The 14683-nt window shown below is 45.8% G+C and carries 13 protein-coding genes and 1 pseudogene; 13 read left to right on the top strand and 1 reads right to left on the bottom strand.

Translation table 11 applies throughout. From position 1 onward, the window contains the following. Positions 1-39: 39 nt before the first annotated feature. Positions 40-762, bottom strand: coding sequence for a hypothetical protein (locus PGW42_RS00515; protein ID WP_270203071.1), 723 nt, complete (start codon positions 760-762; stop codon positions 40-42). Between the two features lie 387 nt (positions 763-1149). On the opposite strand from PGW42_RS00515, the gene PGW42_RS00510 reads away from it, so the two are divergent. The 13 genes and pseudogenes from PGW42_RS00510 to PGW42_RS00450 all read left to right on the top strand — a co-directional run bounded on the left by PGW42_RS00510 (position 1150) and on the right by PGW42_RS00450 (position 14304). After that, positions 1150-1905, top strand: a complete 756-nt coding sequence (locus PGW42_RS00510) for a nucleotide-binding protein (RefSeq protein WP_022220578.1) — start codon at positions 1150-1152, stop codon at positions 1903-1905. 5 nt (positions 1906-1910) lie between these two features. Further along, positions 1911-3191 carry a nitrogenase component 1 gene (locus tag PGW42_RS00505; protein WP_270203073.1) on the top strand — a complete coding sequence of 427 codons (1281 nt, stop codon included), beginning with the start codon at positions 1911-1913 and terminating at the stop codon, positions 3189-3191. A gap of 1 nt (position 3192) precedes the next feature. Then, the gene (locus tag PGW42_RS00500) at positions 3193-4233 is read left to right on the top strand and encodes a nitrogenase component 1 (protein ID WP_270203074.1); all 1041 of its coding nucleotides are present in this window, start codon (positions 3193-3195) and stop codon (positions 4231-4233) included. Beyond that, positions 4234-6564, top strand: coding sequence for a carbamoyltransferase HypF (gene hypF / locus PGW42_RS00495; protein ID WP_270203075.1), 2331 nt, complete (start codon positions 4234-4236; stop codon positions 6562-6564). Positions 6565-6677: 113 nt separating this feature from the next. Beyond that, complete coding sequence (locus PGW42_RS00490; protein ID WP_022220582.1) at positions 6678-6887, top strand: HypC/HybG/HupF family hydrogenase formation chaperone; 210 nt, start codon at positions 6678-6680, stop codon at positions 6885-6887. Continuing rightward, complete coding sequence (gene hypD / locus PGW42_RS00485; RefSeq protein WP_118217774.1) at positions 6887-7939, top strand: hydrogenase formation protein HypD; 1053 nt, start codon at positions 6887-6889, stop codon at positions 7937-7939. The genes PGW42_RS00490 and hypD overlap by 1 nt, the downstream gene beginning before the upstream one ends. 399 nt (positions 7940-8338) lie before the next feature. Next, entirely contained in the window at positions 8339-9358 is a 1020-nt protein-coding gene (gene hypE / locus PGW42_RS00480) for a hydrogenase expression/formation protein HypE (protein ID WP_243263129.1), read from the top strand. A gap of 52 nt (positions 9359-9410) precedes the next feature. After that, entirely contained in the window at positions 9411-9683 is a 273-nt protein-coding gene (locus PGW42_RS00475; protein WP_008372338.1) for a TM1266 family iron-only hydrogenase system putative regulator, read from the top strand. Beyond that, complete coding sequence (locus PGW42_RS00470; RefSeq protein WP_270203076.1) at positions 9680-10447, top strand: nitrogenase iron protein NifH; 768 nt, start codon at positions 9680-9682, stop codon at positions 10445-10447. The genes PGW42_RS00475 and PGW42_RS00470 overlap by 4 nt, the downstream gene beginning before the upstream one ends. Further along, a complete protein-coding gene (locus tag PGW42_RS00465) occupies positions 10441-11781 on the top strand; it encodes a nitrogenase component 1 (RefSeq protein ID WP_270203077.1) in 1341 nt (446 codons plus the stop codon). Before PGW42_RS00470 ends, PGW42_RS00465 begins: the two co-directional genes overlap by 7 nt. After that, on the top strand, positions 11778-12893 hold the full coding sequence (locus PGW42_RS00460) for a nitrogenase component 1 (RefSeq protein WP_270203078.1): 1116 nt from the start codon (positions 11778-11780) through the stop codon (positions 12891-12893). The genes PGW42_RS00465 and PGW42_RS00460 overlap by 4 nt, the downstream gene beginning before the upstream one ends. Positions 12894-13084: 191 nt before the next feature. Beyond that, positions 13085-13204: pseudogene (locus PGW42_RS00455) on the top strand (transposase); the annotation flags it as partial. Then, on the top strand, positions 13201-14304 hold the full coding sequence (locus PGW42_RS00450) for an RNA-guided endonuclease TnpB family protein (RefSeq protein ID WP_270203079.1): 1104 nt from the start codon (positions 13201-13203) through the stop codon (positions 14302-14304). The pseudogene PGW42_RS00455 and the gene PGW42_RS00450, both read left to right, overlap by 4 nt. Positions 14305-14683 lie beyond the last annotated feature (379 nt).

Raw genomic sequence — 14683 nt, 5'->3', positions numbered from 1 at the left:
GTATGTGAGCAAGGGAGCAGAAATTTCTCCAAAGCAATGTCAATGAGAAGAATAAAAACGGATCATGAGATTCCAGACTCCATACAAAATCCCAGCCCCTGATATAGTCGCAAGGATATAGACCAGAATTGCAGAATTATTTCCGTAGAGTTCACCAATTTTCACAAAGAAAATCTGTTCCATCCGGTAATCTGGATTAATGTAGAAAAGATTAATTTCACCAAAGGGATCCAGAATGTGGTTCAGATATTCTGCGATGAGAGCAAACAGAATATAGAGCAAAGTGATGCGGGAAAAAGAAGGCAGCAGACGGCGTGAAGAAGCGTCAGTCGGCTGTCTTTTAATATTTTTTGGACAGGAAAGAGGAGTCATTGGTAAAGATTTCTGTACCAGAAATATACCGGACAGGATTCCTGTGACAATTAGTAAAATATGCCAGAGATAGGAGTGAACTGTCAGGATCAGAAGCGGATAATGCATTCCACTGGTATCGAAAAAAACGGCAATTCCACCGAGAAGATTATAGGTGGAAAGGAAGCCGAGGATGGTATTTCTGGCAGGTTCTGTGTGAAAAAATGGGTAGAGAACCAGCAGATACATCGGGAGGCTGCAGAGCTGGAATGGGAAGTACCACAGGTTGTAGTGCCCATTATTCATGACGAAGGTCAGGAGTAATTGTTTCAGGATTTCGCTGGTGAGCAGAAAAATGCCGATGAAGAATAAAACTTTTTCTATACAGTGTAGTGAAAATTTTTTTATCATATGGGCTCCTCAAAATTTTGTTTTATAGGTGTAGTATACGCTGCAATAAAGTTTGTTACAAGATTTTGTGGGGAATTTGACCAGTTATTCATAGAAAAGATCTGAAAAAATATAGAAAAATACCATGATAAAACATAGTTAGAATTGACTGACCTATAGACGTGGAGATATAATTAAAAATAATGATGCAGACGGAGTGGAAGATTCCTATCTGAATGCTGAATGGAGATAATTTTATACAAGAGACTTTGACGGCAAGGTAGATCCGAGCGGGAAACAGTTGGTGATATACGAAGATGTATAGTGGGACTCGTCTACCGTTTTGGGAGGCGGGTTTTTTGTGTATACGATAAATTGCCTGCTTGGTTATAGAAAGGAAAAAGGATTATGTTAAAGGTTGCAATTTATGGAAAGGGCGGTATTGGAAAGTCTACGATTACGTCCAACCTGGCGGCAGCATTTGCGGCGATGGGAAAGAAAGTAATCCAGATTGGATGTGATCCGAAGGCAGATTCTACGATCAATCTGCTTGGCGGCGAGCCGCTCAGACCAGTGATGAATTATATGAGAGAAGAGGATGAAGAACCGGAGGAGCTTTCAGATATTGCAAAAGAAGGCTATGGTGGTGTACTCTGCATTGAAACAGGTGGACCGACACCGGGACTTGGATGCGCGGGGCGCGGGATTATTGCCACATTCCAGCTGTTAGAAGATTTGCAGTTATTTGAAACATATAAGCCGGATGTTGTACTTTATGACGTTCTTGGTGACGTGGTATGCGGTGGCTTTGCAGCACCGATCCGGGAAGGGTACGCCGAAAAGGTTCTGATCGTAACTTCCGGAGAAAAGATGGCACTTTATGCAGCAAATAATATTTCAAGTGCGGTGAGGAATTTTGAGGACAGAAGCTATGCCAGAGTATTCGGTATTGTACTGAACCACAGGAATGTGGAAAATGAGACGGAAAAAGTACAGGCATTTTCCGAAAAAAGCGGGATTCCGATCGTCGGGGAAATCCCGAGAAGTGATGAGATCATCCGCTATGAGGATCAGGGAATGACGGTGATCGAAGGGGACAAAGATTCCGCGATCAGTAAGAGATTTTTTGATCTGGCAGAGTTATTACTGAAGAGTGAGGAATAGAAGGTATGGCAAAAGGAGCATATTATTGTACTGTAAAAGAATTAAATAAACTGGGAAGAGATGCGATTCCGGCACAGCTCCGGTCGAATACACACCTGATCTACAGCTCACCGGCAACGCTTGCATTTAACTCACCGGGAGCAGAAGGATTCGGAGTAAAAAGAGCGGGACTTGCTGTGCCGGATTCGATCATGCTGATCGTGGCACCGGGCTGCTGTGGACGAAATACTTCGCTTATCAGCTCCATGAGGGAATATGATAACCGTTTTTTCTATCTGATGATGGACGAGACCGATATCGTAACGGGACGTCATTTGAAAAAGATTCCGAAGGCAGTAGAAGAAATCTGCAATTGCTGTGAAAAGAGACCGTCCGTTGTGATGATCTGTATTACCTGTGTAGATGCTCTTCTTGGGACGGACATGGAGCGTGTGTGCAGAAAAGCGGAAGAAAGAGCCGGACTTCCGGTTCGACCATGCTACATGTACGCGCTGACAAGAGAAGGAAGAAAGCCGCCGATGGTGCATGTACGTCAGTCTTTATATTCCCTTCTGGAGCCAAAGAAGAAAAAAGGAAATGTGGTGAACCTGCTTGGATTTTTCTCGCCGCTGATCGATGAGTGTGAGCTGTATGATCTTTTGCACAGCGCAGGAGTTAAGACCATCCATGAAATCTCCAGATGCAAGGACTATGAGGAATATCAGACCATGTCTGAGGCAAATTTTAATCTGGTACTTTACCCGGAAGCCAGATTTGCGGCAGAGGATTTTCATAACCGTCTGCAGATTCCGTTTATTGAACTCAGGAGACTCTACCAGACAGACAAGATCGCCAGCCAGTATCAGGCATTTGGAAAAGTGCTTGGGGTGACATTTTCTGATGAAGTTTATCGTGAAAAAGCGGAAGAAACCGTGGCGAAATTCAAAGAGAAACGGCCGGAGGCAAGCTTTGCGATTGGGGAATGCATGAACGGAGATCCATTTGAAATGGCACTTGCGATGATCAAATATGGATTTAAGGTGCCGGAAATCTATGGAACACTGACAGCAGAGAACTTTATTTACCTGAACCAGTTATCCCAGCTCAGCCCGGAGACGAAGGTATTTTCCAATATGGAACCGACCATGCTGTACTACGATCCGGAAAAGAGCGGCGTGAATATGACCATTGGAAAGGATGCGGGATACTATCATCCGGATCAGCCGAATGTGATCTGGAATCAGGACAGACAGCCTTATGGTTATGCAGGTGTGACACGGTTGTTTGAAACCCTTTTGGAGGTGTAGCATGAGAGGACTTAGAAAATATCTGACACCATTTGCACCGGATCAGTCGGGTGCAGTGTCTGTGTTATATGAACTTGGCGGAATCATCGTCATCTGCGACGCGGGAGGATGCACAGGAAATGTCTGCGGTTTTGATGAGCCGAGATGGTTTGAACGGAAAAGTGCAGTATTCAGCGCAGGACTTCGTGATATGGATGCAATCCTTGGAAGAGATGACCGTCTGGTCGCAAAGCTGGTCGATGCAGCTGATAAGATTGATGCGAATTTTGCGGCGATTGTCGGCACTCCGGTTCCGGCTGTGATCGGAACGGATTACCAGGCACTGAAAAGAATGTGTGAAAAAAAGACCGACCTTCCGATTCTTGCCATTGATACCGACGGAATGGAGCTTTACGATAAAGGGGAAGAAAAAGCGTATCTTGCATTATTTACTGCATTTGCAAAGGAAAAATATGAGGTATGCAAAGAAAAAGTCGGTATCCTTGGAATGACGCCACAGGATGTAAGCGATCTGAAAGCAGCAGATAAAGTAAGAGAGGAACTGAAAAAAGAAGGAAAAGAAGCCATTTGCTATGGAATGGGCGATGGGCTTGAAGCAGTAGAAAGGGCATCGGAAGCTGGCAAAAATATTGTTGTATCTGCGGCAGCACTGGAAGCAGCCAAATATTTGGAAAAGACCTTTGGTACGCCGTATGAGATCGGTTATCCGGCAGCAGGTAAGTTGGTTCCGAATCTGGACTATCAGGGAAAGAAGATCCTTGTGGTACACCAGCAGGTGATGGCGGAAGCAATCCGGCAGGAAATTCTTAAAAGAGAGAATTCGGCAGAGGTGCAGACAGCAACCTGGTTTATGAGGAAAAAAGGGCTTGCCTGTCCGCAGGATGTGTCGTTGCGTGAGGAAGATGATTATATCGATCTTGTGAAAAATGGTGGATTTGATATCATTTTCGCAGATGCATGTATGGAAAAAATGGTTCCGGATTTTCAGGGAATCTTCGTAAATACAAGACATTTTGCAGTGTCAGGGAGACTGTGTGAATAGATGAAAAATGAAGTGACAAAACAGATCCGCGTCTATGGGATCGTGCAAGGCGTAGGATTTCGTCCGACTGTGAGCAGGCATGCGGCTACGCATCAGATCCGGGGCAGCGTGTCCAATAAAGGTCCGTATGTGGAAATCTTTGCGCAGGGACCGGAAGAGGCAGTGGATGGATTTATCTCGGATATTGAGAATAAGCCGCCGAAGCGGGCAGCGATTTTGAAAATGAATATTGAGCCGGTAGAAGAAGCAGAAGACTTTACGGAGTTTGCGATCATTGAAAGTGAAAAGACGAAAGGTGAGATTTTTGTCTCACCGGATATTGCAATTTGTGATGAATGCAAGGAAGAAATGTTTGATCCGAAGAACCGTAGATATCTGCATCCATTTATCAACTGTACCTGCTGTGGGCCAAGACTTACGATCCTGGATGCCCTTCCGTATGACCGGGAGCGCACCAGCATGAAAGAATTTCCGATGTGTCCGGATTGCGCAAAAGAATATTATGATCCGGCAACCCGGAGATACGATGCACAGCCAGTCTGTTGTAACGAGTGTGGTCCGGAGGTCTACCTGATCGGCAGAGAAGAACGCGGAAGAGACGCAATCATTTACACCAGACGGACCATTGCAGAAGGCGGAATTGTGGCGATTAAGGGGATTGGAGGTTTCCACCTATGCTGCGATGCGACTAATGAAGAGGCGGTGAAGCGCCTCAGAGAACTGAAAAAACGTCCGGCGAAACCATTTGCAGTTATGGCAAAAGATCTGGAATCTGTGAAAAGAGAATGCCTGGTCAGTGAAGAACAGGAAAAAATTCTGACCGGACATCAAAAACCAATCCTGCTTCTGGACAAAAAAGAAGATGGTGAAGAAACATTTTGCGAAAGTATTGCACCTGGTAATCCAAAGGTTGGAGTAATGTTGCCGTATGCACCGGTACAGCTTCTGCTCTTTACCTATGATGATGGAATCCGGATGCCGTCTTTTTTGGTTATGACCAGTGGAAATACATCCGGTGCACCGATCTGCAGGGAGGACAAAGAAGCGATTCAGGAGCTTTCCCGTCTGTGCGACTGTATGCTTTCCCACAACCGGAAAATCCGGATCCGTGCCGATGATTCAGTGATGGATTTTTATAAAAATGAGCCATATATGATCCGCAGATCCAGAGGCTATGCGCCACTTCCGACCATGGTTCAGATGTCGTGGAAAGGGCAGGTACTTGCCACTGGAGGAGAACTGAAAAATACATTCAGTATCGGTGTGGACGGCAGATTTTACCCATCCCCTTATGTGGGAGATCTGGAAGATCTGCGCACCGTGGAAGCTTTAAAAGAAACAATCGGCAGAATGGAAACACTTCTGGAGGTAGAACCAAAGGTTGTGGCATGCGATCTGCATCCGAAATACAATGCGACAGTTGTTGCGGAAGAACTTGGACTCCCGGTTTTGAAGATACAGCACCATTTTGCACATATTCTGTCCTGTATGGCAGAAAATGACTGCGAAGATCCGGTGATCGGCGTTTCCTTTGACGGAACCGGCTATGGAACGGATGGGACCATCTGGGGTGGAGAAATTCTTCGTTGTGATTACAATGGATTTGAAAGACTTGGCAGCATTAAGCCATTCTGGCAGGTAGGTGGAGATCTTTCTGCAAAAGAAGGCTGGCGAATTGCCGGTTCTCTTCTCTATGAAGAATTGCAGGATAAAGAAAAAACGGTCGAATGGATGAAGAAACTGGAACTTTGCACCGAACCGGAGGCAAAAGTACTGGTGACAATGACCGGACGACACCTGAATGCTGTTCAATCTACCAGTGCCGGCCGTCTCTTTGATGGAGTCAGTGCTATCCTCGGAATCCGGAAAAAATCCACTTTCGAGGGAGAAGCATCTACGGCATTAGAGTTCGCAGCAGAAGCTTACGAAAAAACAATGCAGCATCCATACGAACCCCTCATGCTTAAGCCATTTACAGAAACGGCAGAAGACCGCCTGATTCTAAATACCGGCGAATTAGTCAAAAACCTCGCAAAAAAACGTCTCGCTGGGGAAGGCACCGGACAACTTGCATACGAGTTCCACCAGGAACTTGCAAGACAGATCATATCCGCAGTCCTTACAGCAAGTCATCAGACCGGAATCCGGAAAGTTGCCCTAAGCGGCGGAGTTTTCCAGAACCGCTTACTACTACGGCTGGTAGAAGAAGGTCTGGTTAAGCAAGGTCTCATCACCCTGCACCATCACCTCATTCCACCAAATGACGGAGGATTGTCACTTGGTCAGGCAGCCTACGCAATGGCATATTTACAGAAGCATGAGATAAAATAAAACCAGACTTTATAGATTTAGAAAATTAAAATCAGACATAAAAAATTTTAAACAAAGTTAATCTAAAGCTATTAGAACTTACAAATAAAAGAGGAAAAGGAGGAATTACCCACATGTGTGTTGGATTATCAGCAAAAGTTGTAAAAATCAGTAACGGAACCGCCGTCGTTGACGCAGGCGGTGCAAAAAGAGAGGTTTCATCCAAGCTCCTGGAGAATCTGGAACCAGGTGATTACGTCATGGTCCACGCCGGAGTTGCGATCGCAAAGATCACCGATGAAGATGAAAGCGAGACCGATCAGCTTATGGAGGAACTGCTGTAATGGAAGAACAAAAGAAACGAACAGCCAGAGAGATCATAGAAAATTATGACGGACCGGCAGTGCGGATCATGGAAGTATGCGGAACCCATACCCATGAAATTTTCCGTCTGGGGATCCGAAAACTTTTACCAAAGCAGGTAGAACTGATCTCAGGACCGGGATGCCCGGTCTGCGTAACACCGGTCAGCTTCATTGATGAAGCAATTTATCTGGCATTAGAGAAAAATGTGACGATCTGTACCTTCGGCGATCTGGTCCGCGTACCGGGAAGTCAGATGAGCCTTGCCGGAGCAAGAGAAAAAGGAGCGAAGATCCATATCGTTTATTCACCGGCAGATGCGGAAAGATATGCGAAAGATCATCCGGAAGAACAGGTGACATTTTTATCCGTTGGGTTTGAGACAACGACACCTGCAGGATGCCTTTCGGTTAAACAGGCAAAGGAAGATGGAATTTCCAATTATTCTCTTCTGGTTGCCAATAAGACGATGCCGGGAGCCTACGAGGCACTCAAAGGCAGTGCGGATGTATTTTTATATCCGGGACACGTCAATGCAATCACGGGGACCGAACTTTGTGAGGAACTGGTAAAAGAAGGAGTCAGCGGTGTGGTAGCAGGATTTACGGCAAAAGAACTGCTCACAGCACTTGCGGTCGCACTGGTACGCTTCCAGGAAGGAAAGCCGTTCTTCGTAAACTGCTATCCGAGAGTTGTCACCAGAGAAGGAAGCCGTGAGGCACAGAGGCTGGTGAATGAACTGATGGAAGGATGCGACAGCGAGTGGAGAGGTCTTGGAATCATTCCGGGATCCGGTATGCAGCTGAGAGAAGAATGGGAAGCATACGATGCCAGAAAGAAATACAATATGCCAAAGATCGAAGGAAAAGCAAATCCGGCATGCCGTTGCGGAGATGTACTGCAGGGAAAATGCAAACCGTCCGACTGCAAGGTGTTTGGCAAGGTATGTACACCGCAGCACCCAGTAGGAGCCTGCATGGTATCCGGCGAGGGCGCATGCTCGGCTTACTATATGTATGATACCAGGGGATAAAAGTCAGAAGTCTGACGCAAGCTTGCTTGCAGGAAGACTTCTGACCTTTATCCCCGCCAAAACATGAGTAAGTAGCCATTTTGCGAAGAAAAATGAGCGAATTACGAATGTTTTGAGGATTGTGAGAGCACGAAAGTGCGAAACAATCCGGTATCAGGGAAACGAAGGAATGGAACATCGACGCAAGCTTGCTTGCAGGAAGACTTCTGACCTTTATCCCCGCCAAAATATGAGTAAGTAGCGATTTTACGAAGAAAAATGAGCGGATTACGAATGTTTTGAGGATTGTGAGAGCACGAAAGTGCGAAACAATCCGGTATCAGGGAAACGAAAGAATGGAACACCGGAACAATCCGGTATCATATATACGGAAACGATTAGGAGAGAAGGAAGTTAAAAATGGAAAATAAAATGGACAACCAGACAGTAACTATGGCACACGGAGCCGGCGGAAAGCAGACTTCAGAGCTGATCGATAAAGTATTTGCAGCACATTTTGCCAATCCGGATCTGACTGCGGATGATGCGGCAGTTCTTACACCACCAGTCGGAAAAATGGCAGTATCTACGGATGGATTTATTGTATCTCCGGCATTCTTCCCAGGAGGAAATATCGGAAAGCTTTCCATCTGTGGAACAGTTAATGACCTTGCATGTATGGGAGCAAAACCACTTTATCTGACTTGTGCATTTGTAATTGAAGAAGGATTTCCGATGGAAAAACTGGAAGAGATTGCAGCAGCAATGGAGAAAACGGCAAAAGAAGCCGGTGTCCGTATTGTATCCGGAGATACCAAGGTAGCAGGAAAGGGACAGGTAGACGGTGTATTTATCACAACAACCGGAATGGGACAGATCGAGGACGGCGTAAAAGTCGGAGGAGAACTGGCACAGCCGGGAGACGCAATCATTGTGACCGGAGATGTGGGACGCCATGGTTGTACGATCCTTCTTGCAAGAGAAGACTTCGGAATCGAAGCGGATGTGACCAGTGACTGTGCACCACTATGGCATACTGTAGAAGAAGTGATAAATGCAACACATGATCTGCATGTCATCCGTGATGCGACAAGAGGTGGAGTTGGAACAGTACTTTATGAGATTGCGGGACAGAGTAATGTTGGAATCCGTCTGGATGCTGAAAAAGTTCCGGTTGCACCAGAAGTGAAGGGAGTCTGCGGAATGCTTGGACTGGAGCCACTTTACCTTGCATGTGAAGGAAGAATGGTCATTATGGCACCAAAAGCAGAGGCAGAAAAGATTGTAGAAGTACTGCACAAATGTCCGTATTCACAGAATGCGGCAATTATCGGAGAAGTAACTGCAGAGCAGCCGGGGAAAGTAGTCATGACTACAGAAATCGGAACGCAGGCACTTCTTCCACAGCCGGGCGGAGAATTGCTGCCACGTATCTGCTAAACAATCTGAAATGCGGAATCGGTGATATTTCAAAAAAGAAAGGAGACTTTTTATGGACACCAGAGTAGCAGTCATTTCAATTATTGTGGAGAATCCTGCCGCGATTGAGGAACTGAACCATTACCTGCATGAAGCAGGAGAGTATATCATTGGAAGAATGGGAATTCCGTACCGGGAGAAGGGAATTAATATCATCAGCATCGCCATTGATGCACCGCAAGATATGATCAGTGCTTTGTCAGGGAAGATCGGGCGTCTGAATGGGGTATCCACAAAAACGGCGTACTCGAACGTCATTACGAAAGCGGAGGAAAAAGCGGAATGAAAAAGATAGCAGTGTACGGAAAAGGCGGGATCGGAAAATCCACAACTGTATCCAATCTTGCGGTGGCACTTGCCGAAAAAGGATACAAGGTCATGCAGATCGGCTGTGATCCGAAGGCGGATTCGACCATCCAGCTCCGACACGGAAAGGAGATTCCAACCGTACTGGAAATGTTCCAACAGAAGCAACAGAATCTAAAACTGGAAGATATGGTTACGGTTGGCTATGCAGGTGTGGTCTGTGTAGAAGCAGGTGGACCGACACCGGGACTTGGATGTGCAGGACGCGGGATTATCACCGCCCTTGAGAAGCTGGAAGAAACCGGTGCTTATGAGACCTACCAGCCGGATATCGTGTTATATGATGTACTTGGTGATGTAGTCTGCGGTGGCTTTTCCATGCCCATGCGAAAAGGCTATGCGGATCAGGTATTCATCATCACATCCGGTGAAAATATGGCGATCCATGCCGGGGCCAATATTGCAATGGCAGTAGAGAATTTCAGGAACCGGGGATATGCTTCCCTTGGCGGTATTATTTTAAATAAAAGAGAGGTTCCGAGAGAGGAAGAAAAGGTGCGGGAGCTTGCAGGGGATTTTCACACGCAGATCATTGGACAGCTTGACCGGAGCGAACTTGTGATGGAAGCAGAAGAAGCCGGCAAGGTTCTGCTGGAATATGCACCGGATTCTCAGATGGCAGAGGAATACCGGAAGCTGGCAGATCAGATCCTTGCAGTGTGCGGAGAGGAGAGACCATGTTAAAACGGGTAGGACATCCGGTGGATGAAAAAGGCGCGGCAGTAGCCATCAAGGATGCCACATTTCCGGTTCCATTTGCACAGGGACTTGAATTTAACTCGCCGGTTCACGGCAACTGGAACATCGTACATACCGGAATGCTGATGCCGGAGGCAAGACAGATCTATGTCTGTGCAGATAACTGCATGCGAGGTGTGGTGCTGACAGCGGCGGAAATGAATGCGGCTGACCGGTTTTCCTTTGTGATCGTAAAAGAAGAGAATCTGTTAAATGGAAATCTGGAGGACATCACCATCGAAGGCGTGACGGATGTGCTGAATAAGTTGGAAGAAAAACCGAAAGCAGTTCTTTTATTTACCGTCTGTCTGCATCATTTTCTGGGATGCGATCTGGAACGGGTGTATCAGGAACTGGAAGAGAGGTTCCCAAAGATTACATTTATCCGCTGTTATATGGATCCGATCATGCAGAAGCATGGACCGACACCGGATCAGAAGCTGAGAAAAGCGATTTATGAACCACTTCCAAAGCGAAAAGCAGATGAAAAAGCCGTGAGTTTTCTCGGCAGTGATTTCGTACTGGAAAAAAATGCAGATCTGAAACGAATCGTCCGGGCACATCAGGGAATCTTCCGGGAACTGCCGGGATGTAAAAGCTGGGAAGACTATCTGGCACTTTCCGAAGGAAAACTTTTTATATCTTCTTATCCACCATCTAAGTATGGTGCGGAAGTGATTTCGGAGCGTCTGAAACGGCCATACCTGTATCTGCCGGGCAGCTTTGATTATAAAGAGATCACAGCACAGCTGGAAAATTTCTGCCAGGCAATGGGCTATGGAAAGCTGGAGAAAACGATTTCAGTAGAAGAGGAAATTGCTGCCTGTGAAAAGGCACTGGAAAAGGCGCATGAGGTGATCAGAGACACTGCGGTTGTCATTGATTATCTGTACCATCCGCGTCCGCTGGGACTTGCAAAGCTTCTGCTTACTCATGGTTTCCGGGTAATACGGATCTATCTGGATTCCATCAGTCCGGAAGAAAAAGCGGAATTTGAGTGGCTGAAGGAGCATGCACCGGATCTGCAGTTGATTGCAACGATCCAGGTGAAAATGCGTGTGCTTCCGAGAACATCGGATGAAAAAATACTGGCGATCGGACAGAAGGCAGCGTGGTTTACAGGAAGTCCGTATTTTGTCAATATGGTACAGGGCGGCGGTCTTTACGGATTTGACGGGATCCGCAGGACGGCAGAGCTTATGGCCGAAGCATTTACCGAAGAAAAAGACACGGAAGATCTGGTTGTGCGAAAAGGATGGGGGTGTGAAAGCTGTATATGAGACAATCTTATCGAATCATACCAATTTATACAGCGGATGTATCCGGTGTGTGTTCTGCACTTTATGAGCTTGGCGGCATGACAGTCATGCACGACCCGTCCGGATGCAATTCGACCTACAACACTCACGATGAGATCCGCTGGTGCGATCAGGACAGTCTGATCTATATTTCCGGTCTGACAGAAATTGATGCGATCATGGGAAATGATGAAAAATTTCTGGATGATATCAAAGAGGCAGCAAGGGAGCTGCATCCGAAATTTATTGCCCTTGCAGGATCCCCAATTCCGTATATGAATGGAACCGATTTTCCGGCACTGGCACAGGTACTAGAAGAAGAAACCGGGATTCCTGCATTTGCAGTACCGACGAACGGAATGCATGATTATGTGTATGGGGCAGGAATTGCATTAGAGGAGATCGCGAAAAGATTTACCGGGGAAAAGACAGGACGGATTCAGGCACGCACCGTCAATCTGCTTGGTGTGACACCACTGGACTTTGGACCGGTATCTCATGTAGAGGTGCTGAAAGAGAACCTGAAAGCCTGTGGATGGAAGGTGCTGTCTACTTGGGCAATGGGAGATGAACTGGATGCATTTTTGCAGGCAGGAGAAGCAGAGGTGAATCTGGTGGTATCTTCGGTCGGGCTTCGTGCGGCGAAAGTACTGGAAGAAAAGTTCGGAACCCCATATGTGGTTGGAACGCCGATTGGCTCTTATACAGAGCGGATTGCGAAAGCACTGGAAGAAAAAGAGCAGATGCCATATCGAAAGGATCGGATGCAGGGAAGAAAAGATCGGAAGGTGACTTTGGTCGGGGAACCTGTGATCATGGAATCCCTGGCGGCGGGAATCGAAGAAAAGTATGACTGTCGTGTGGAAGTGCTTTGTCCACTGGAAGAAACAGATGGCTTACTGGCAGATGGGGACAGATGGGCTTGCGGAGAAGAAGAGATGGAAGAGGCATTAAAAGATGCAGAGATCATTGTGGCAGATCCGTTATATAAACCGATCTGTCCGAAGAACTGTGAATTTTGTGAGCTGCCGCATATTGCATTTTCCGGAAGAATTTATCTGAAAAAGCTTCCGGTGCTGGGAAAACTGGTTTAACATAATATAGCAAGAATTCTCCTTCCTCTGCAGGTGGGAGATGAATTGCACAAAAATAAAAAAAGAACACTTGTTCGATAACGAATTCCGTGGTACAATAGAGTCAGTCGAAAACATAGATTATTAGAGAGAGGACTGATTTGCATGAAAAAAATAGATCATAATGCACATTCAGTGTATCTGATGTATTCAGAGAGAAACTTTGGAAAGAAGCCTTTTGGAGTCAGAGCTTTTGTCTGTTGACAGCTGGAGGCGCCCCAGTAGAAGTAATCCGTCAATACATTGAAACCCAGGGAGAGAAGAAGTATTGAACATAGCATATCGTTTCCGAATTTATCCGACAGAAGAACAGAAGATAGTTCTTGGCAAAACATTTGGCTGTTGTCGTTTTCTGTATAATCAGATGCTTAATGATAAGATCCAGGAGTATGAAAAGACGAAGAAAATGTTAAAACATACACCGGCCATGTATAAAAAAGAATATCCATTTCTGAAAGAAGTAGATTCGCTGGCACTGGCAAATGTCCAGCTTCATCTGGAAAAGGCATATAAGAATTTTTTTCGGGATCCCAAGATTGGATTTCCAAGGTTCAAGTCAAAACATCATTCCAGAAACAGCTATACAACGAATGTGGTCAATGGAAATATCCTGGTGGAAAGTAAGCGGATCCGGCTTCCCAAATTAAAATGGATTGCCATGAAAAAACACAGGAAGCCAGCAGAAGGCTTTTGCCTAAAATCAGTGACAGTCAGTATGGAACCATCCGGCAAATACTTTGCAAGCCTGCTGTATGAAGGGTACAGTTGTGAAAACCAAGCAACTGAACCAGATTATAGTACCGCAAGGATACTTGGAATAGATTACGCAATGCAGGGTATGGCAGTATTTTCAGAAAAGATTGAGACAGAAGAAGCAGGATTTTTTAGAAAAAACGAAAAAAGACTGGCGAGGGAGCAACGAAAGTTGTCAAGATGCGTACGAGGAAGTCATAATTATGAGCTGCAGAAAAAGAAAGTTGCCAGATGTCATGAAAAGATACGAAATCAGAGAAGAGATTATCTGCACAAACTAAGCCGAAAGATTGCAGACGGTTATGATGCAGTTGCAGTGGAAGACATCGATATGAAAGCAATGGGGCAATGTCTGCATTTCGGAAAAAGCGTACATGATAATGGATACGGAATGTTCAGGGAAATGATAGACTATAAACTGGCGTGGAGAGGAAAGAAAATGGTAAAGGTAGACCGTTTCTTTCCTTCCAGTAAAAAATGCTGTCAATGTGGAAGGATAAAGAAAGAGCTGAAATTATCCGAAAGAGTTTATCACTGTGCGTGCGGAAATGAGATGGACAGAGACCGTAATGCAGCAATCAACATCCGTGAAGAGGCAAGAAGGATGTTGACAGCATAAACTGTCCGTATCCGGACAATTGGATCATAAGAAAACATGCCCGTGTCCGGGCAAAAGAATCGCGGGGCACGCGAGGATAGCTTGTAGATACTTGGCTCAGTAGAGCCATTGAGCAAGAAGCCCCCACTTCAAAATCAGTGATTTAAGTGGTGCGAGCATGTCACGGACCGGATATGCGTGCCGAAGCAGCGGTTATGAAAAAAGAATATCTGTAAAAAGAGAAAATGCTTTTTGGAGAAAGATCTGAGAAGGATTTTCTTTTTTTATTCCATAGGAAATTGGCGGACCGTTTTTTTGAAGGTTAAAATAGCAGAAGAACGTGACAAATGGCGGAGAAATGCAGAGTAACGAGGAAAAAGGTGAGAAAAATTACAAATAA

It is taken from the genome of Coprococcus sp. TM115-187 (assembly GCF_027679115.1).
GTDB classification, from domain to species: domain Bacteria; phylum Bacillota; class Clostridia; order Lachnospirales; family Lachnospiraceae; genus Allocoprococcus; species Allocoprococcus comes.
This window is presented reverse-complemented; position numbering and strand designations above follow the sequence as displayed.

Coding starts and splice junctions, on each gene's coding strand:
- PGW42_RS00510 (WP_022220578.1), top strand. CDS start 1,150: ATGTTAAAGGTTGCAATTTATGGAAAGGGCGGTATTGGAAAGTCTACG.
- PGW42_RS00500 (WP_270203074.1), top strand. CDS start 3,193: ATGAGAGGACTTAGAAAATATCTGACACCATTTGCACCGGATCAGTCG.
- hypE (WP_243263129.1), top strand. CDS start 8,339: ATGGAAAATAAAATGGACAACCAGACAGTAACTATGGCACACGGAGCC.
- hypF (WP_270203075.1), top strand. CDS start 4,234: ATGAAAAATGAAGTGACAAAACAGATCCGCGTCTATGGGATCGTGCAA.
- PGW42_RS00490 (WP_022220582.1), top strand. CDS start 6,678: ATGTGTGTTGGATTATCAGCAAAAGTTGTAAAAATCAGTAACGGAACC.
- PGW42_RS00465 (WP_270203077.1), top strand. CDS start 10,441: ATGTTAAAACGGGTAGGACATCCGGTGGATGAAAAAGGCGCGGCAGTA.
- PGW42_RS00460 (WP_270203078.1), top strand. CDS start 11,778: ATGAGACAATCTTATCGAATCATACCAATTTATACAGCGGATGTATCC.
- PGW42_RS00475 (WP_008372338.1), top strand. CDS start 9,411: ATGGACACCAGAGTAGCAGTCATTTCAATTATTGTGGAGAATCCTGCC.
- hypD (WP_118217774.1), top strand. CDS start 6,887: ATGGAAGAACAAAAGAAACGAACAGCCAGAGAGATCATAGAAAATTAT.
- PGW42_RS00515 (WP_270203071.1), bottom strand. CDS start 762: ATGATAAAAAAATTTTCACTACACTGTATAGAAAAAGTTTTATTCTTC.
- PGW42_RS00505 (WP_270203073.1), top strand. CDS start 1,911: ATGGCAAAAGGAGCATATTATTGTACTGTAAAAGAATTAAATAAACTG.
- PGW42_RS00470 (WP_270203076.1), top strand. CDS start 9,680: ATGAAAAAGATAGCAGTGTACGGAAAAGGCGGGATCGGAAAATCCACA.